This window comes from Streptacidiphilus rugosus AM-16 (assembly GCF_000744655.1).
GTDB classification, from domain to species: Bacteria; Actinomycetota; Actinomycetes; order Streptomycetales; family Streptomycetaceae; genus Streptacidiphilus; species Streptacidiphilus rugosus.
This window is the reverse complement of sequence record NZ_JQMJ01000004.1, coordinates 3,557,415-3,574,350: the sequence shown is the minus strand read 5'-3', so window position 1 is coordinate 3,574,350 and position 16,936 is coordinate 3,557,415. Positions and strand designations below refer to the sequence as shown.

Annotated in this window: 25 protein-coding genes and 1 pseudogene; 1 reads left to right on the top strand and 25 read right to left on the bottom strand. The window is 71.8% G+C overall.

Annotated elements, in window-relative coordinates; translation table 11 throughout:
* Window positions 1-8: 8 nt before the first annotated feature.
* From BS83_RS25185 to BS83_RS42120, 15 genes are all read right to left on the bottom strand, one after another.
* The gene (locus tag BS83_RS25185) at window positions 9-494 is read right to left on the bottom strand and encodes a hypothetical protein (RefSeq protein ID WP_051943879.1); all 486 of its coding nucleotides are present in this window, start codon (window positions 492-494) and stop codon (window positions 9-11) included.
* On the bottom strand, window positions 491-676 hold the full coding sequence (locus BS83_RS25180) for a hypothetical protein (RefSeq protein WP_037605840.1): 186 nt from the start codon (window positions 674-676) through the stop codon (window positions 491-493). The genes BS83_RS25185 and BS83_RS25180 overlap by 4 nt, the downstream gene beginning before the upstream one ends.
* The gene (locus BS83_RS25175) at window positions 673-1,530 is read right to left on the bottom strand and encodes an Ig-like domain repeat protein (RefSeq protein ID WP_037605839.1); all 858 of its coding nucleotides are present in this window, start codon (window positions 1,528-1,530) and stop codon (window positions 673-675) included. The genes BS83_RS25180 and BS83_RS25175 overlap by 4 nt, the downstream gene beginning before the upstream one ends.
* 15 nt (window positions 1,531-1,545) lie before the next feature.
* Entirely contained in the window at window positions 1,546-2,013 is a 468-nt protein-coding gene (locus BS83_RS25170; RefSeq protein WP_037605836.1) for a hypothetical protein, read from the bottom strand.
* Between the two features lies 1 nt (window position 2,014).
* Window positions 2,015-2,434 (bottom strand): hypothetical protein, encoded by a 420-nt coding sequence (locus BS83_RS25165; protein WP_037605835.1) that lies wholly within the window; start codon window positions 2,432-2,434, stop codon window positions 2,015-2,017.
* A complete protein-coding gene (locus BS83_RS25160) occupies window positions 2,418-2,711 on the bottom strand; it encodes a hypothetical protein (RefSeq protein WP_157597308.1) in 294 nt (97 codons plus the stop codon). The genes BS83_RS25165 and BS83_RS25160 overlap by 17 nt, the downstream gene beginning before the upstream one ends.
* A complete protein-coding gene (locus BS83_RS25155; protein WP_157597307.1) occupies window positions 2,708-2,953 on the bottom strand; it encodes a hypothetical protein in 246 nt (81 codons plus the stop codon). Before BS83_RS25155 ends, BS83_RS25160 begins: the two co-directional genes overlap by 4 nt.
* 82 nt (window positions 2,954-3,035) lie before the next feature.
* Window positions 3,036-3,680: a hypothetical protein gene (locus BS83_RS25150; RefSeq protein ID WP_037605832.1), complete on the bottom strand. Its 645-nt coding sequence runs from the start codon at window positions 3,678-3,680 to the stop codon at window positions 3,036-3,038.
* The gene (locus BS83_RS25145) at window positions 3,680-5,425 is read right to left on the bottom strand and encodes a phage major capsid protein (protein WP_051943877.1); all 1,746 of its coding nucleotides are present in this window, start codon (window positions 5,423-5,425) and stop codon (window positions 3,680-3,682) included. Before BS83_RS25145 ends, BS83_RS25150 begins: the two co-directional genes overlap by 1 nt.
* Before the next feature lie 188 nt (window positions 5,426-5,613).
* Window positions 5,614-6,921: an HK97 family phage prohead protease gene (locus tag BS83_RS42125; RefSeq protein WP_051943875.1), complete on the bottom strand. Its 1,308-nt coding sequence runs from the start codon at window positions 6,919-6,921 to the stop codon at window positions 5,614-5,616.
* 9 nt (window positions 6,922-6,930) lie between these two features.
* On the bottom strand, window positions 6,931-8,121 hold the full coding sequence (locus BS83_RS25135) for a phage portal protein (protein WP_037605831.1): 1,191 nt from the start codon (window positions 8,119-8,121) through the stop codon (window positions 6,931-6,933).
* Complete coding sequence (locus BS83_RS25130; protein ID WP_037605830.1) at window positions 8,121-8,348, bottom strand: hypothetical protein; 228 nt, start codon at window positions 8,346-8,348, stop codon at window positions 8,121-8,123. The genes BS83_RS25135 and BS83_RS25130 overlap by 1 nt, the downstream gene beginning before the upstream one ends.
* Entirely contained in the window at window positions 8,345-9,982 is a 1,638-nt protein-coding gene (locus tag BS83_RS25125) for a hypothetical protein (protein WP_037605829.1), read from the bottom strand. The genes BS83_RS25130 and BS83_RS25125 overlap by 4 nt, the downstream gene beginning before the upstream one ends.
* Complete coding sequence (locus BS83_RS45680; RefSeq protein WP_157597306.1) at window positions 9,939-10,448, bottom strand: P27 family phage terminase small subunit; 510 nt, start codon at window positions 10,446-10,448, stop codon at window positions 9,939-9,941. Before BS83_RS45680 ends, BS83_RS25125 begins: the two co-directional genes overlap by 44 nt.
* Window positions 10,449-10,563: 115 nt before the next feature.
* Entirely contained in the window at window positions 10,564-10,911 is a 348-nt protein-coding gene (locus BS83_RS42120; protein ID WP_051943873.1) for an HNH endonuclease, read from the bottom strand.
* Between the two features lie 74 nt (window positions 10,912-10,985).
* On the opposite strand from BS83_RS42120, the gene BS83_RS25110 reads away from it, so the two are divergent.
* On the top strand, window positions 10,986-11,273 hold the full coding sequence (locus BS83_RS25110; RefSeq protein WP_037605827.1) for a hypothetical protein: 288 nt from the start codon (window positions 10,986-10,988) through the stop codon (window positions 11,271-11,273).
* A gap of 12 nt (window positions 11,274-11,285) precedes the next feature.
* Here the strand turns inward: BS83_RS25110 and BS83_RS25105 are convergent, their stop codons facing one another.
* The 10 genes and pseudogenes from BS83_RS25105 to BS83_RS25060 all read right to left on the bottom strand — a co-directional run bounded on the left by BS83_RS25105 (window position 11,286) and on the right by BS83_RS25060 (window position 16,935).
* The gene (locus BS83_RS25105; protein ID WP_037605826.1) at window positions 11,286-12,002 is read right to left on the bottom strand and encodes a DNA-methyltransferase; all 717 of its coding nucleotides are present in this window, start codon (window positions 12,000-12,002) and stop codon (window positions 11,286-11,288) included.
* Between the two features lie 190 nt (window positions 12,003-12,192).
* Window positions 12,193-12,747 carry a hypothetical protein gene (locus tag BS83_RS25100; protein WP_037605825.1) on the bottom strand — a complete coding sequence of 185 codons (555 nt, stop codon included), beginning with the start codon at window positions 12,745-12,747 and terminating at the stop codon, window positions 12,193-12,195.
* The gene (locus BS83_RS25095; protein ID WP_037605824.1) at window positions 12,744-13,286 is read right to left on the bottom strand and encodes a hypothetical protein; all 543 of its coding nucleotides are present in this window, start codon (window positions 13,284-13,286) and stop codon (window positions 12,744-12,746) included. Before BS83_RS25095 ends, BS83_RS25100 begins: the two co-directional genes overlap by 4 nt.
* Window positions 13,283-13,540, bottom strand: a complete 258-nt coding sequence (locus BS83_RS25090) for a hypothetical protein (RefSeq protein WP_037605823.1) — start codon at window positions 13,538-13,540, stop codon at window positions 13,283-13,285. Before BS83_RS25090 ends, BS83_RS25095 begins: the two co-directional genes overlap by 4 nt.
* Window positions 13,537-14,406: a hypothetical protein gene (locus BS83_RS25085; RefSeq protein WP_051943871.1), complete on the bottom strand. Its 870-nt coding sequence runs from the start codon at window positions 14,404-14,406 to the stop codon at window positions 13,537-13,539. The genes BS83_RS25090 and BS83_RS25085 overlap by 4 nt, the downstream gene beginning before the upstream one ends.
* Before the next feature lie 73 nt (window positions 14,407-14,479).
* On the bottom strand, window positions 14,480-14,776 hold the full coding sequence (locus BS83_RS25080; protein ID WP_037605822.1) for a hypothetical protein: 297 nt from the start codon (window positions 14,774-14,776) through the stop codon (window positions 14,480-14,482).
* Window positions 14,773-15,366: a hypothetical protein gene (locus BS83_RS25075; protein ID WP_037605821.1), complete on the bottom strand. Its 594-nt coding sequence runs from the start codon at window positions 15,364-15,366 to the stop codon at window positions 14,773-14,775. The genes BS83_RS25080 and BS83_RS25075 overlap by 4 nt, the downstream gene beginning before the upstream one ends.
* Complete coding sequence (locus tag BS83_RS25070; RefSeq protein WP_037605820.1) at window positions 15,363-16,283, bottom strand: hypothetical protein; 921 nt, start codon at window positions 16,281-16,283, stop codon at window positions 15,363-15,365. Before BS83_RS25070 ends, BS83_RS25075 begins: the two co-directional genes overlap by 4 nt.
* A 53-nt stretch (window positions 16,284-16,336) precedes the next feature.
* Window positions 16,337-16,513, bottom strand: a pseudogene (locus BS83_RS25065) (response regulator transcription factor); the annotation flags it as partial.
* A 68-nt stretch (window positions 16,514-16,581) separates the two neighbouring features.
* Window positions 16,582-16,935, bottom strand: coding sequence for a hypothetical protein (locus BS83_RS25060; protein ID WP_037605819.1), 354 nt, complete (start codon window positions 16,933-16,935; stop codon window positions 16,582-16,584).
* Between the last annotated feature and the right edge of the window lies 1 nt (window position 16,936).

The following is a 16,936-nucleotide window of genomic DNA, read 5'->3' as shown; positions in this document are numbered from 1 at the left end:
AGTGCTCCTCAGCTGGTGAGCCGCGCGCGGCAGGAGATGTGGAACAGGACCAGGACGGCGGCGCCGTTGGCTGTCGAGGACTGGTGGAGCTCGATCCCGCCGGAGACCTGCGCGTAGAGCACCGCGCCGCCGAGCGTGCAGTCGCCCGGTTGCCCGCCGGTGCCGCGCAGCAGCATCTCGACCTGGGCGAGCAGGGCGAACGCGCCGTCGCGCAGGCCCCGGAACGTGCTGTCGCCGGACCAGTGCTCGACCGCGCACACGATCTCGAAGGTCTCGTTGCGCGAGCGCGCCCCCAGGGCGGCGAACTCCTGGTCGCCGGTCACCGCGGGGACGCCTTCGTTGACCGGGTCGAAGCCGATCCAGATCCGGTCGTCCAGATCCAGGGCCGTGTCGGTGGCTGGCGGGCCGTCGAAGACGTGCGCGCTGGTTCCGTAGGCGGTGGTGGCGGCGGTGACCAGGTAGTCGACGGCGGCGCTGATCGCGGAGGTGGTCACGGGTGCTCACCCCCGCAGGTGCAGCCCGGGCAGTGCGCGGCCGCCGTGTTGGTGACGTGTCGTCGCAGCTGCAGGTGGTGCCAGGCGATGGCGAGCAGCGAGGGCATGCTGGGCGCGAAGACGTTGGGCCACATCGGGAGCCACAGGTCCTCGTAGAGCCAGCGGTGCAGGAGCGCGATCACGCGATGCCTCCCGGGTCGCGGGTGCCGGGGCCGTCGAGGAGCTCCAGGGCTCGGTTGGGGATGCTGAAGCCGTAGAGCATCACGGCGTCGTCGGCCGGGTAGCCGATCGAGTTGGCGCCCGCGCCGCCGCGCTCGAGGGACCACAGGTGTCGCAGGATGATCCGCGCGGCGGTGAGGATGTTGTCCGGGATCACCGGCCGCCCGCAGCTGTAGGTGATGTCGTAGGGGCCGTTCCAGAACGGGATGCCCGCGACATGCCGCAGCAGGCCGGTGCTCTTGTCGACGGTCAGCAGCGACACGTCGTAGGTCACGCCGTAGGTCAGCACCGGCGTGATCGCGGCGATCGGGTAGGCCTGGCCGGCGGGCTGGAAAACCGGAGTCTTGCGCAGCATGAGGACTTCGGACTCGCCGGACTCCAGGTAGCGCTCGGTGACCTGCCGCACGACGATCGGCCCGCAGAGCTTCTCCAGCACGCCGGTGATCGCGGCACTGTAGGTGCGGATCTTGGCGTCCGTGGCGGTGCTGGTGACGTTCAGGGTGTCGCGGCAGTCCTGCAGCGACAGCACGGTGCCGGCGACCGCGGGCTCGACGTCGAAGGAGTCGGTGAGCGCGCCGACGCCGACGCCGGGCCCGGGAACGCCGGTGGCCAGCCACCGGTAGGTGTGCCGCCCGGCCTGGGTGGTCAGGTACAGCGCCTGGTAGACGCCGGTGCTCACCAGCTGCGGCGTGGGCGTGGCGGTGCTGCCGTCCGGCAGCGTGACCGTGACGGTGATGCCCGCCGGGGTCGCTGGAGTCCCGGCGGTATCCGTCGCGGTGAAGCTGAGGACGGCCACGCCGCCCAGGTCGTAGGACATGCCGTCCTCCCTTCGCTACTCGACCCAGACCACGCCGCAGTTCGCGGTCGTGGAGGTGATGGCGGATCCCGGCGTGATGCGCAGCCGCCAGAACGAGCTGGTGGCGACCCACAGCGCGCTGTCGTCCGTCTCCCAGGCCGCCCACAGGCCGGCCTGCGCGGCGACGTAGTGCGACTCCGGCATGCCGGAGATCGCGCCGGCGCCCTCGACGGTCGTGTTCACGCTCGCCGACGTCGAGGCGGTGCTGTCCGAGCCGACGAACGACAGAGCCATCGGTGTGGCCGCGCTGGCCGTGGTGACCGCGGCGGTGAAGCGCGCGGCCGCGGCCAGCAGCGGCTTGTCTGTCGACGTCGACGAGTTGAAGTCGCACCACCACTTGATGATCTTGATTGGTGTGCTGCTGGAGGTGCGCAGCTCGATCGCGGTATACGCCGTCGAGGCGACCAGCGTCGCGGTGGTGGTGGAGACCTGGAAGTTGGGCACGTCAGCTCGCCGGGGGCTGCTCGGCGACGTCGGCCAGGGCGCTCTCGTCCGGGACCGGGTCGGCCTGGACGGCGCCCGGGTCGGCCTGCAGCGGCGAGGCGAGCGTCGCTTCGACCGGGGTGGCCGGAGCGGGGTCGGCCTCGACCGGCACGGGGGCGGCCGGGGTCACCGGGGCCGGGTCGGCCGGCGGCTGGACGGCGACGGGCAGCGGGTCGGTGGCGGGCGCGCCGTGGAGCGCGTTGTAGAGCGCGCCCACGATGTCCTTCGCCTTGGCCTCGGCGGCGTCGACGTCGTGGTCGACGACGGCGGCGATCTGGGCAATGTGGTCGTCCAGGGTCACCAGGACACCGGAGTTGACCAGGGAGGCGAAGTGGCCGCGGACGCGGCCGAGGACGGAGAGCAGGTCACTGGCGAGGGACATGGCGGTTGCTCCTTGCGGGCTTGGGACGGGCGGGCTTGCTGGCCGCGGTCTTCTTCGCGGTGGTGCGGGCGGCTGTCTGCCGCTCGGGAGGCTGCGCGGCGGCGGTCTCGTGCGACGGTGCGGCGGCCTGGTCCTGGTCGAGCTCGGCCAGGCGCCGGCGCAGCTGCGCGGCGAGGACCCTCTCGCCGGCGTCTTCGGCGATCCACAGCTCGCGCCGCAGCACGCCGACGGCGTCGCCGCGCGGCACCGGGGGCGGGATTGGGTCGGTGCGCTTCATCCGCGCAGCCCGGCGAGCGCCCCCGGGCCGGCGACGGCCAGCTGGGAGGGAGTGCCGACCTGGATGTGCTCGTAGCAGTGCGGTGCGCACGGCCCCAGGTGCGGTGTGGCCAGCAGGGTCACGGCCGGTCGCAGCGGCGGCAGTTCGGCCTCGGGGTGGCCCTTGGCCTCGGCCGACTTGCGTTCGACGATGCACGTCAGGCAGAGCAGGCCGGCGGCCTTGGTCGGGTCGGTCCACGCCACGGTGGGAGTCCTCTCGGTGTGCAGGGGATGGCTGCTGCGACGGGTCCGGCCGGCCATCCCCGGGCCGGACCCGTCGCATGTCTCAGGACCGGCTCAGGACCACGTACGGGACCAGGCCGGTGGTCGGCGCGGTGACGGTCGTGCCGGAGCTGGCACCGACCGCGGGCGGCGTGCCGCCGAGGGTCGGGAGCTTGGTGACCAGCGGGATCTGACCGGTCAGCAGGCCCTTGAACGCGGCGCTGCCGCCCGCCATGGCGTCGTACTGCGAGCCGGTGGTGGTCCAGGCCTCGACGATCGCGACGCCCAGCACGATCGGCGCGTTCGGGATGCCGGAGACGACGGCGTTCTGCGGCGTGCCGACGGTGCCCGCGACCACGACCGGCGCCGACAGGGCAACCTTGTTCGCGCCCGCGGTGAACGTCGTGGTGGCCGAGACGCCGAGGACGGTGACGGCCGCCGAGGCGGTCGGCATGCCGGAGTAGACGACGACGAACGAGCTGTTGCCCGCCGTGCCGGCCAGCGTGCCGATCCCGAAGGTGACGTAGTTGATGACGTCGCCGATCTGGGCCGGGACCGCGACGACGTAGGGGACCTGCGTCGCGGCGCCGGTGACGGCGGCGGTGTTGATGTCGCCGCGGCTGATGCTGCGGCGGTAGGGCTGCGACGGTTGGCCGTCCAGCAGCCACTCCTGCTCGAAGTCGGGGTAGCGCCCGCCTGCAAGATCCATCAGAACCCCTGGTTCATCATGTTCAGGACCGAGTTGCCGGCCGTGGCGGAGTACTGCGTGAGGGTGGCGTAGGACACCGAGGAGCCCGCCTTGGCAACCGTGGTGGGTCCGGAGCCGGTCTGGACGTCGGCGTACGCCTGGTATCGGTTCGGCATGGCGGCGACGTAGTTGTAGAGCTGGAACCGGACCTGCAGGTTGCCGGACAGGACCTCGGTCAGGGCCCGGGTGCGCTGCTCGCCCTCCCACAGGAACAGGTCGTCCCACAGGCCCGTGAGCAGCGGCGTGAAGACGCCGGAGCCGGGGGCCGGGGCGAACTGGCCGCTGCTGACGGTGGTGATCTGCGGGACGGTGCCGCCCGAGGACGGGAAGGTCACCGGGACGTTGGGGTCCAGGACGACGGGCAGGCCCTGGTAGTAGCCGGCGATGCCCATGGCCAGGGGGCCGTCGTCGTCGACGGCGACCTGGTTGTAGCCGACGTTGTTCGGTGTCCCGGGCACGACGAGGGGGCGCTGCTGGCCGTCGACCTGGGTCAGGAGGTAGTACCAGACCCAGGGGTGCCACACGTGGTGGGTGGGCGGCCGCAGGCGGGTCCGGGCGACCAGGGAGAGCATCTGGCCGCCGGACTGGAACACCGAGCCGGTCACCGACGGGGACGCGCCGCCGCCGTTGACCCAGGTCTGGGCCGCGGTGTTGTTGGTGTTCGGGATGTAGATGCCGCTGGTGTTGGCGATGGCGCCGCCCGGCCACACCCCGGGGAGCTGGCCGGCGATGCCGGAGCCGACGAAGCACTGCCCCGACAGCTGGCTGTTGTAGTCGCTGGCGAGGTCCGCGAGGATCATCTCGTCGAAGGAGATCGGCGACTGGTCCAGCAGCTGCAGGCCGACGTCCTGCTGGCCGGCGATCGTCATGACGCGGGCGTTGACGAAGTTGTCGGTCATGTCGCGGCCGGGCACCACGCCGCCGTCGGCGACCTGCGGGCCTGTCGCGGTCCCGATGGTGATGCGGGGCACGTTGATCGAGTCCGTGCCTGCGGGGAGCGGCATGCCGTGCCACAGGTCGGCGAAGGTCCGGCCCGCGCGCAGGTACGGGATCAGCTCGTCGATCAGCCACAGCGGCGGGACCAGGTACCCGCCGGTGCCGTCGGTCCGGTTTAGGGCGCGGCTCTCGCGCTCGAACGGGGAGACGCCCTCGCGGTCCATCATCGCCATGGCGCGGGCCTGGGCGCGGCGTTCGGCCGGCGAGCCGGTCTCGTGGATCCGCTCGAAGGCCCGGGCGGCCGCGGCCGCCCGGCGCTCGGCTCGGCGCGGCAGGTCGGTGCGAAGCTCGGTCGCGTGGCGCTGCAGGCGCTGCTCGGAGGCGACGACGCCGCCGTCGCCCATGCCCTGCTTCGCGGCGACGCGCGCCATGTCCAGGAAGTACGAGTGTCCGGAGCCGCGGCCGTAGGTGGTGGGCTCGTCGCCCACCGTCCAGCCGCTGCCGGAGCGCTGCTCGGCGGTGCCGGGTGCGTCGGTGCCGGTGTTCCCGGACGCGGCGCGGGCGGCGGCCGCCCGGGTCTCGCGCTCGGCCTGGCGCTCGCGCAGCTCGATCTCGCCGTCGAGCTCGGTGACCTCGGCGTCGGCCTCGGTGAAGCGGGCGCGCTGCTCGGCGGTCATGGCGGCCGCGGTGAGCGTGGACATCTCGGCGACCAGCGCCGAGCGCCGCTCGCGCAGTTGGGCAAGGGGGTCGGTAGTCGGTGCAGTGGGCACAGCCACTCCTCTACGTCGATGGGTGACGTAGCCGCGAGGAGTGGTGGCGGGCTGCGGGCCGAGTCGTGCCCCCGGGATCTGGTGGGGGTCGGGGTCGGCGGGGCGCAGGTGCTCCGGGTCTTCCGGCCAAACTGTTGATCAGTTCATCAGGCTAGCACCGCCGGTGGCCAGCGGTGGAGTAGGAAATCTCAGCGGCGCGCCGCCAGCTGCAGCACGCGGACGCGGGCGCGGGCGTCCGCGAGGGCCTCGTCCTGGTCGATCTCGACGATGCCCGAGGCGTCCGACACGACGTCATCCATGGAGCCGACCGACGCGACCAGGCCGCCCTGGTCGTACAGGAGCGTGCCGCACTGGTCGCAGTAGCCGGCGTCGGCGGCGTTCGCCGCGCCGCAAGCCTCATTGGGGCACTGCGGGGAGCCGTCGCCGTGCGCGCCCGGGTCGTGCGCGGGCTTGCCGCTGAAGTCGGGCTGCTCGCCGTCCGCCGGCATCGCGCGCCGCTCGCCGCCCTGACGCTGCGCGTTCCAGTCCCACCAGCTGCTCGTGGTGTCGTCGGCGTTGCCGTTGCCGCGGCCGCCGTTGTCCGCGTCGCGGTCCGAGGCGATGTTCTGCCCGCACTGACTGCAGAACTTCGCATCGTCCGCGTTCCAGGTGCCGCAGCTGCAGCGCTGGGTGAGCTCCTCGTCGGCGGCCGCCTGCGTGGCGGTGGCGCGCACGGCGGTACCGCACTGGTCGCAGTAGGCGGCCGCCGGGTCGTTCATGGAGTGGCACTGCGGGCACTCGGCGTCCTCGCCGCCCTTCGCCGAGTACGGGGCGGTCGGCGTCCGTGCCTCGCGGCCGCCGCCGGCCGCCCGGGCGGCCGCCTCGGAAACCGGCAGCGCGGTGGTGAGGGTGGCGCCGGCGGCGTTCGGGTTCGCGGCCCAGCACACGATCGAGACGTCGCCGCGGTGCAACGAGATCTCGGTGATGCGCCGCTCCATGAAGTCCGGAGACCACTGCTGCGCGAGCGCGATGAACCCGATGCTCATCTCGTCCATGTCGCCGCGCTCCATGGCGGAGGCGAGGGCCTGGACCTGCGGGTTACGGCCGTCCAGGTTAGGAGCGGACACCTGCAGGCCGGTGGAGTCCGCGGTCAGCGTCATGGTGCCGGACTTGGTGCGCGCCATCGGGATTCCGGCCGTGTCGTGGCCGACGAGGAACTGGCAGTCGGCCTGGTTGGCCAGGGTCCGGGCGCAGGCGGTCGCGGCGAGGGTCTCCAGGTAGGGGTCGCCCCACATGTCCCACATCTCGAAGGGCTGCTCGAACGTGGCGGCGTAGCCGGAGAACCGGAAGGAGGGACCGGAGGCACTGTCGGGGTTCGCGCGGAACTCGAACGCGGCGGGGATGTGCTGGCGGCGCGTCTCGCGCTGGCCGCGCATCGCGGAGCGGCGCTCGGCGAGCAGCGCGGGGGCGGTGGTGGTGTGCAGGGCCGGGCGGGCCTGCAGAGGACTGGTGGGCATGCGGGCCTCCTAGGATCCGATCTTCGGGGAGCCGATCGGCGGCGGCGTCGACACCACCAGGGCGTCGACCATCGCGCGCTGCTCGGGGGTCAGCGGGGGCAGTTCGAGGAGCATCGCCCGGGCTTCGTCCTGGGTGATGATGCGGGCCGCGACCAGCATGTGAATGGCCTGGTAGCGGGTCATGGTGTCGCCCTGCAGCAGCGCGGACTTGTCCAGGCGGACGTACTGGCCGCGCGGGGTGAGCTGGCCGAACCAGCGCTCCCAGCGGCCGATCCAGCCGGCCAGGCCGTACTTGGAGAAGTCGATCGACCGGGACTCGACGTTCGCGTACGTGATCGCGGAGCCTTCCGAGGCCTCGCCGACCATCTCCGGCTGCACCCCGAAGTACCCACAGATCTGCGAACCGGTGAGCTTCTGGGTGGCGAGGAACTGCGACTCTTCCGGCGAGATCTTGATCTCGCGCCAGTCCCAGCCGCCGCCCATCACCACGACCTCGCGCGAGCGAGACGCGGCGAGGAAGCGCTGCTTGATGGTGTTCGCCTCGTCCTGGTCGACGAGCTTCTTGGTGTTCGGGTTGGTGATCACGCCGGTCGGGTGGCCGCCGGCGTCGAACCAGTCGGTGGAGAACCGCTGCGCGGCCATGGACTGGCGCACCGTCGCCATGGCGTAGCTGATCGGGGACAGGCCCAGGTGGGAGCCGGGCATCCGGTAGGCCATCTTGTGCCAGACCTCGTGCGGCTTCATGGTCCGGCTGCCGTACTTGTAGGTCGTCGTGCCGTCGTTGTTGACGGTGACCCTCACCCGGTCAGGGTGCTGCAGCTCGATCTGCGTGGGCAGGCCGCCGGAGACTTCGAGGATCTCGCCGTAGATGTTGCCGCGCAGCAACGCGGAAGTCAGGCCCATGTACACGAAGTCGTTGACGTCGGCCGAGGCCATGGGCTGGGTCAGGACCAGGGGGTTGGGCAGGCGCTCGGCACCGGGGACGCCGGGCTGACCGCGGTAGACCATCGGGCTCATGCACGAGACGACGTCGGAGACCAGGCGCACGCACTTCCACACGGCGTGGTGCCGCATGGCGCCCTCGACGCTGCCGGCGGCGTAGTCCTCGGCGGCCTGGATGTGCGCGCCGATCGGCGGCGCGATGAACGTCAGGGCGCGCTGCTCGCGTCGGCCCAGGCCCTGGCGGAAGAACACGGCCATCAGGGCTCGCCTCCCGGGCGGCGGACGGGGATCATCGCGTCCATCGCGAGGAGGAACACGCCCCCGGTGATGAACCCGGCAGGGTGCCAGGCCTGCCACGCGCCGACGCTGACCAGAGCGGCTCCGGCCCAGCCGGGCAGGTACCGCAGCGCGGTCCGGCCGAGGCGGACACTGTGGCCGGCGGCCGTGGCGAGGCCTCCGGCGAGGTTGCTGAGGTGTCGTTTCACCAGATCGACTCCGATGCACTCGGTGTGGTGCCGGCCAGCTCGGCCAGCGTCCACAGGCCCATGCACATCGCCACCGCGGCGTCGATGTGGCGGCGGGACTTGCCCTTGGAGAGCGTGAAGCCGCGCTCGCCCGGGCGCTTGACGGCGGCCTTGACCTGCGCGGTGAACTCCGGGTTGCCGTCGTGGACCAGCTGCTGCCCGACGATCGACTCGTAGGCCAGGCCGACGGCGGGGATCATCCGCTCCGGGGACTGGGGCATCTCGATGACCAGCAGTCCGTCGTCCTCCAGGTCTCGGGCGGGCAGCTCGAAGAACCGCGGGTCGTAGACCAGGCCGCAGAACGCCGGGCCGAGCTCGGCGGCTCGCTCGGCGATGTACGCGAACACCGCGCGGTGGTTGATCCGGCCGTCGCCCGGCTCCCACACACGGGCGGTCGCGGCGTACCGGCCGTCCTCGAGGGCGCGCAGTTCGACGACGGCGACGGTGTCGTGCTTGAGGGCCATGTCGACGGCCAGGACCGCGGGCTCCTCGCCGGTCAGCTCCCAGGAGCCGGCGCAGGCGTCCCAGGCTCCGGGGTGGTCCGAGAGCCAGCTCTCGGCGGCCTGGTCGACCCAGGCGTTGGCGTAGTAGCGCAGCCACTCGTGCTTGGGCATGGCCGGCGTGCCCCACTCGTTCACGCGGGCCTCGACGTCCCACAGGACCCCGGCCGCGCGCGAGCCCGCCTCGACCGCGAGGCGCCGATCGGCGGGGTTCTCGTAGTCCAGGCCGTCGGGGGCCTCGAAGTGGTCGAAGAGCAGCTTGGGTGCGACGTCGGGGTCCTGCTCGGCCCGCCGGGCGTGGATGACCATCTGCCCGAACAGGCTGCGGTAGATGTCGAATCCGGCCGTGGAAAGGGCCAGACGGCGCCCAGGACCGCGGAAAACGGCCCGGATTGTGCCGTCGTTCTGCGGAATGTCGTACCGGATGCGACGCTTCTTGGTGGACTTGCCGATCACGGTCCACACGCGGGCCTTGTTCGAGCCGACGTCGCCCCACTCGTGCAGCTCGTCGCCCAGGAACAGGGTCGGGAAGCCGCCCTCGTTGGTGCCGGCGACCGCGGCGACGCGCAGCAGCTGGCCGGGGCGGTCGTCGGGGAAGGACGCCTTGGCGTCGTAGACCTCGAAGAAGCCGCACAGCGGGGACTCGGTGGCGATCTGGTCGCGGCCGCCGAGCATCGTCGCCGCGACGGTGTAGAGCAGGTCGGCCTGTTCGTACGAGGCGGCGCTGATGACGATGTTCGGTGACGCCGGCGCGACCTCCGGCGGGCCGGCGAACTCCAGGACCGCGAGGGCTCCGATGAACGTCGTCTTGCCGTCGCCGGTGGCCGCGGTACGGATCGCCTCGTCGTAGCGCCAGTAATCGCACGTGGGGCAGTACTCGTACCAGCGGTACACGAAGGCCTTCTGATCGGGGCGCAGGATGATCCGCTGCCCGTAGAAGTCACCCTCGCCGCAGATGCAGTTCTCTTCGATCCACCTGCAGGCCATCCGCCCGAAGGTGGGCCACAGCGCGCCGGGGGCGGGCTCCCAGCCGCAGTTGCTGCAGCCTGGTTCAGTGCGCGCCGAGGCGGGGGTCCTCGTCGACGTCGTCGTCATGGGCCACCGCCTCTCGGTACGCCGTGTTGAGATCGGCCAGCGTGCGCTTCTCGGTCAGAAGGGCGATACCGAGGGAAGCCCGGTGCGCCGGCCCGATCCCGAGTTGCCGTTCGCACGCTTCAGCGGTGCGCAGCGCCATCTCGGCGGCCTTGTAGAGCGGGTTGAGGACCATCTGGCCCTGCGAGCCCACCGACAGAGGTGACTTGTCGGCCTCGCGCGAGGTGATCAGGTGCCTGTTGACGGCCTCGAGCCATCGCAGGACCAGCACACCATCAGCAGGCGTGAGTGCCTGCGCAACTGGATCATCCCAGTAACGCTCCCACGCCGCTACAGCATCATCGCACCACTCCACACCAGGTGGCGGCGTTGGGAGCGCCAGCCGCGCGCCTTGAACGGCCGTCAGCTCGGTGCGGCGGCCGTTGCGCCGGTCCGCAACGGTCCCGGCGGGCTTCTTCGTCCTGGGCATTGGGTCCTCCTCGGCCGAAGACGCGCGGACAAAAAACGCGCGGCTTTGGTACCACGAAAAAATGGAGCCAAGGGCGCGGGTCAGGAAGACGATCTTGCCAAAAGATCGTCCGCCCTCAGTGTGCCCCGCCGCGCTGCTGACGAGCGCCGCCCCGACGAGCGTTGCACGACCGGTGAGCAGGGAGCAGGGGGGAGTCGACACCGCCAGCGGCGCGGGGTGTCTCGTGGTCCGCGGTGATGGGGTCAGCCGGGGTGCCCGGCTTGCCGCACATCCAGCAGGCCGCGGTCTTGTCGACCTCGCGCTTCACCCGCTGCTGGTGGGACCAGCCCAGGCCGCGCTCGGTGGTGCTGCCTCGCTTGGCGTCCATGACCTTGGTGATCCGGTCCTGGCAGGTCGGGCAGCGTGACTTGCCGGTGGCCGCGTCGAACAGGGCGCGGCAGTCCAGGCAGAAGCGCTTCGGCATGGCTTGCTCCCGCTTTCGAGTGACCCGGGCCCGACGCTGCCCACGGTACGCTCGGCCGAATCTACGCTGGTCAGATGAGCTACTCCTACCAAGGCCCGCAGGATTCCACCCGGCTCGCGATCGAATTCCTCAACGTGTGGATGGACATGGACCGGCACGCTGCCGCCGAGCACATCGTCGAGGTGCTGCATACCGACGATGCGCCCGACTCCAACTTGGTCATCGCCGGCCTGCTGAACCTCGGTCAACTGATGCTCCTGGAAATCGGCAAGGAGCGTGGCGCCAGGAACAGGGACGAGCTGCTCGCCAAGTCGCGCGAATACCTCTCGGAGCTCGCCCTCAACCTTCCTGGCGACCACTAAGGTTCTGGGCCCTTACGCAGCGCCGAGGCGCGCACGGGCGACAGCGGCATACTGCTCAGTGATCTCCATGCCGACGAACGCGCGCCCAGACCGCAGCGCTGCTACCCCGGTTGAGCCGGATCCAGCGAACGGGTCGAGCACGGTGCCGCCCGGGGCGCAGATCTTCACCAGCTCGTCCATCAGCTCGTCGGGCTTCTGGGTGATGTGGTGGCGCTGGTTGCCGCGTGGCTGGCTGCAGGTGAACAGGCCGGGCAGGTAGATCGGGTTGCGAGTGGCGTCGACGGGGCCGTTGCTGGCCCAGAGGATGTACTCGCAGGAGCGGCGGAATCCGCCGGGGGTGGGGCGGGCGATGGGCTTGTTCCAGGGGACGACGCCGCGCCAGATCCAGCCGGCGGCCTGCAGGGCGTCGGAGTTGACGTTGAGCTGGCGCCAGTCGGTGAACAGGAGCAGCGGTCCGCCGGTGGTGGTTGCGCGGAGGCACTGGGTGAGGATGAGGGTCATCCAGGCGAGGTAGCCGCGCTGGTCGCGGCTTTCGCCGGCGAAGTCGGGCAGTTGGTGCTTGGCGTCGCCGCTGACGTACTTGTCGCGGGCGCTGGCGCCGGTGCGGTCGTTGGGGGTGCGGCCGCCGCTGTTGTAGGGCGGGTCGGTGATGGTGGCGTCGACGCTGCCGCTGGGGAGCGCGGTGAGCGTGGTGAGTGCGTCGGCTTGGTGCAGGGTCCAGGCAGTCACAGGTTCGTCCCCTCGGTGGGTTGGATCCGTGGTGCGTGGGATGGCCGCGTGATCAAGGGTCCCTCGTCGCGGATGCTGCGGCGAGGTCAGCAGGTTCCCAGTCGGGGTTGCTACGTCGGTCCTACGGTTGCGGCTACGGCGTGTGGCCCAGGTGCTACGACCTGGGCCTACGCGTCTTCTACGGGGTGGGCTACAGGTCGGGGGAGTGGTTCAGGCGGTTGAGGGCGGCCTGGGCGTCGTCGCGGTGTACGCCGGGGATGCCGGTGCGGTCTCCGACGCGCAGCTGGCGGCGGATGGGACAGCCGATCGCGGCGAGCATCTCGCGGAGTTCCGGGAGCTCGAATCCGGCCCAGTCCGGGCCGGCCTTGCGGACCTCGACGAGGAGATCGGCGAGATGGATGCCCGGGGCGTCGCCGATGAGGTCGAGGACCATGCCGAGGAGGATCTCGTCGGCGCTAGGCCATTCCTCGGGCTCCGGTGCGGCCTGGGTGGCTTGCGCGGCGCCCTCGCGGTAGCTGACGACCAGGAAGATGGCGATCAGGGCGGCGGCGAGGCGCTGATGAGCCAGGACGCGCTCGCCGGCCCATACGGCGGCCGCGGCGACGGCCAGGCGGCCGATCCGGACCTTCGGCGGGCCTTTCCGGAGTGTCCAGGCGGCGATTCGCCAGCCGATGGCGGCCGCGCCGCGTCCGGTGCGCTCGCCGAGCCGCTTGAGGAGCTCGGCGAGCCACGGGAGAGCCCTCACAGCAGTCCCACCACCCACGCGCCGACCTGATTGGCCGCTGGGGCGAGCAGGAGGCCCGCGAGGCCTGCCAGGCCGGCCGTTGGGCCCAGGGTGATGCCGGAGAGCAGCCCGAGGAGCATGTCTCGGCGCATCGTGCGGCCGGAGCCGCGCCACCAGATGATGATGCCGACCATGAGCAGGATGAGCACCACCGCGCCGCCGGGTTGGAGCATCGCGAGGCCCTGGTGGCTGACGGCGGGACTGTTGGAGCCGGTGAGCGTCGAGAGCAGCTTGTCGCCGAGCGTGTCGGAGCCCTGGCCAAGCCGGTGCGCGGCCTGACCGAGGAGGCCGCCCGTGCAGAGCGCGCAGAGCGTGCCAAACGACAGCGCGGAGCCGAACGGGCCGAGGGCTTTCCAGTTCCGGCCCTTGGAGCTCTTCGCGGGTCCCTTGGCGAGCGGATCGGCCGGCTTCGCGCCGCCGCCCTTGCGCCACCAGGGGACGACGACGATCGCGGCGGCCAGGAGGCCGACCAGGACGCCGCCGACGGTGATGGTGTTCACCAGCGCGCTCCCGTCAGCTCGGTGATCGTGTCGGCGACGACGCGGAGGTCGGTGACGGCGGCGAGGAGCGCGAGCCAGGCCAGGGTGAGCCAGAACAGGCCGCCGCGGCGCCGGTAGGCGAAGCCCGTGAGGGCGAAGAGCACCCAGGCGAAGGCGTAGCCGTCGCCGGCGATGTGCAGGACGCTGCGGGCGGCCGGGAGGGCCAGGAGGGCGATGCTCGCGGCCGCCGCGTGCCGGATCAGTCGGTTGGTCACGGCTGGCCGCCGGGGAGCTCGCGGTTGAGGATCCGGGTCACGCTCTTGGCGTTCACGTCGGGTCCGTGGACGGCCTGGACGCCGAAGACGACAAGATGCTGCTTGGTGACGCCCTGTCCGATCAGGCGTCGGACCGTGTCCGTGATTGTCTCCGTGTCGGGGGTGAAGAGTGCCCCTGACGTGCTGTCCTCGCTGTCTCCGTCGTTGTCCTGGCTGTCCGCGGCGAGGGCGAGCTGCTCGGCCGCGATGTTGCCGCGGGCACGGTTGAGCTGGCGGTGCAGGGCGGTCAGGGCGAGCTCGGCGGCGAGCTGTCCGGCCTCCTGCGCGTACCACTGCTGGGTGTGCGGGTCGAGCGGGCGGGCGTGGCGGGCCAGGGTGAGGGTCCAGAGCCACTTGGCGATCGCGGAGATGGTGCAGCCGAACAGGCCGGCCCAGATCGATGCGGCGAGCCAGCCGTGCGCGAAGACCGCGGCCATGGCGAGGGCGAGGAAGACGTGCCCGGCGTGGCGGGCGCCGGCGGCGCGGTCGGGCTCGTGGCGGTCGAGCCATTCCAGGCCCATGCAGATGATCCAGGCGAGATCGAAGCCGCTCGCGGCGGCGTAGCCGATCGGCGCGGGGACGGTGCGGGCGAGGAGTGCCCCGACGCTGGCCGTGGTCCAGGCGATCGACGCGACGACGAAGAGGGACATGGCGGTCGTGACGGCGGCGGCGACGATGCGGTCCCAGTCGGCCGGCGGCCGCGGCACGGTGACCTCGTAGGCCTCGGTGACGGTGTGGGTGCGGCCGTTGATGGTGTGCGGGACCTGGCGGTACAGCGTTCGGGTGCGTGACCGGCCCTGGGGCGCGGTAGCCTGCGGTCGGATCATGGAGCTGATTCCTCCGTGGTCAAGGGCCGGGCCGGGGTGTCAGTCCCCGTGCCTGGCCCGTTCTGGTTGTGTGTCAGACGGTGAGGGTGCTGCCGTCGGCGCGCTGGACGGTCAGCGGGCAGGAGCACGTCTCGACGGAGCCGCCGCACTGGCCGCAGCAGGTGCAGTCGTAGACGCCGCCTCCGCAGTCGCAGCAGTGATCGGGGACGCGCTCGCCGCTACCGCCGCAGAACGTGCAGTAGTCGTCCTCGCCGTAGCAGCCGCAGTCCTCGCGGTCGTAGCAGACGCCCGAGCGGCAGCCGTCGGCGTCGTCCTGGCCCTCGTCGACGTCCGGGATGGGGACGGGGACGTGCGTCCTCTGGTCGCTCATGAGGTGGGTCCTTCCTGGCGAAGCTGGTCGATGGCCTCGTTGACGAGAGCCGCTGTGAGGAACCCGCCGGGGTCGAGCTGGTCGAGGATCCCGCTGGCCTTGATGGCCGCGATCTGGTCGGGCGTCAGCTGCTGCCCGGTGAGCGCGTACGGGACGGCTCCCCAGCGCTCCTCGACCTGGTCCTCGGTGATCGGGACCTCGCGGTACGGGCGGCCGGGCAGCTGCTCGCCGGTCCGCATCGCCCACCAGCCGGCGCAGACCATCGCGCCGAGCGGGAGTCCGCGGAACGTCGCGACGGGCTCGTAGGCGCCGGTCGCGGAGACGGGCAGGCCCTGGTGGCAGAAGAACGGCTCGTCCTCGGGAAGACTCGCGCCTGCGGCCTCCAGCTCGGGCGAGCCCGGGCGGAACGCGCAGTCCGCGCAGGCTGCGCGCATCACGGCTGGCGGCCGCGGAGCCCGCTGGGCGGGCCCGCACGGGTCGTCGGTCAGGCCGCTGCCGGAGCAGTGCAGGCACCGGCCGCCATCCGCGGTGGCCAGGCCGCCGATGCAGAACGGGCACTTCCAGGGCGTGATCCGCAGGTCGCCGCTCATCCGTCCGTGTCCTGTTCCTGCTCGTAGGCCTCTCGTCCTTCGGCGACCTGGCGGAGCTTGCGGGCGAGGTCGCGAAGGTAGATCCGGACGACGCCGGTCTTGTCGCCGCGGTCGGCGGCGTCCGCGATGGCGGATGCGGCCTGGCGCAGCATCGCGGGCGAGAAGAGGGCGGGGGGCGACAGTGGCTCGGTCGCTTCGGTCGCTGCCGCCCGGGCCTTGGCGCCCTCGAACTCGCTGAGCGCCAGGCGCAGATCGGCGCGCTCGCCCCGCAGCTCCTCGTTCGCCAGCTCCTCGGCGGCCAGCCTGCCCCGCAGCCGCTCGTTCTCTTGTCGCAGGGTGGTGAAGTGGGCGGTCATGCCAGCTTCGGCGGCGTACTCCTGGTGAGTGGCGCTCTGCAGGTGACGCTCATAGCTGCGTCGTGCGGCGGCGGCGCTGGAGTGGCTGAGACTCAAAATGCCGCAGCCTTCGTCGGTGCTGCAGGACCACGACCAGCCCGGGTATTCGCCGCCGCTGCCGTAGTAGGCGATGACAGCGACGAGCATCGGGTCGAGCAGGCAAGCGCCGTCGTAAAGGTGGGCCTTGGCGCACTCTGGCGGGCATGTTCGGGCCAGCGCGTCGGCGCGGGCGTGTTCCTTGCGGGCCTGGGCGACGGCGCCCTTCCAGCGGCTCTTCCAGCGGCGCGCTTCGCTGATCAGGTGAGCCTTGTCGCGGTGCAGGGCGATCTCGTTGCCGACGCCGTCGCCGAGCAGCTTGCGGGTGCGCTGCAGCTGCTCGTAGACCGTGGCCAGGCCGGCCGTCAGGATCAGCCCCGCGAGCTCGGGGGCGCCGATCGTGCCGAGGGCGACGTCCAGGCGCGCGGCCAGGTCGGGCCCCGGGGCGTAGCCGGCCTCGTCGACGGTCGGGGTGTGGATGCTCAACGGTTTCCTCCGGGTTGTTGTGATGCAGGCGGGGCCGCGGTTGCGTCGGGTGGTCAGCGGATGAGGCCGCGGCGGAACGCGACGCCGACCATGCCGGCGCGGTTGCCGGTGCCGAGCTTGCGGCCGATGTTGGCCAGGTGGGTCTTGACGGTGAGCGGCGAGAGGCCGAGGGCGGCGCCGATCAGGTGGTTTTTCTGGCCCTCGGCCACCAGCTGGAGGACGGCGAGCTCGGTGGGGCTGACGGTGGGTTTCACAGGCGATTCGGTCGGCATGGTGTTTCTCCTGGTTCGGTGGGGCGTCAGTTCGCGTCGTCGCGGAGGAGGAGGCTGACGAGCAGCGGCCAGCGCGCGCGGACGACGGCCAGCTGCTCATCGGTCAGCGGCGGGTCGACGTGCGGCGGGAACTGGATCGGCACACTGCGCAGCCGGCGGGGAAGCGTGCGCCTCGGACCGACGGCGGCCGCGGGCGGCGGCGCGCTGGGCTCGGGGACGTCGACCCGCTGCTCGGCGGGCTCGCCGAGATCGTCTGTGGCGTCGTCAGCGGCCTCGTAGGGGTCCGGGGCGGCCGGGTAGCCGCTGAAGCGTCGGGCGCGCCGGACAAGGGCGATACAGGCCACCGCGACGGCGGCCAGGGCGAGGAGTCGGATCAGCATG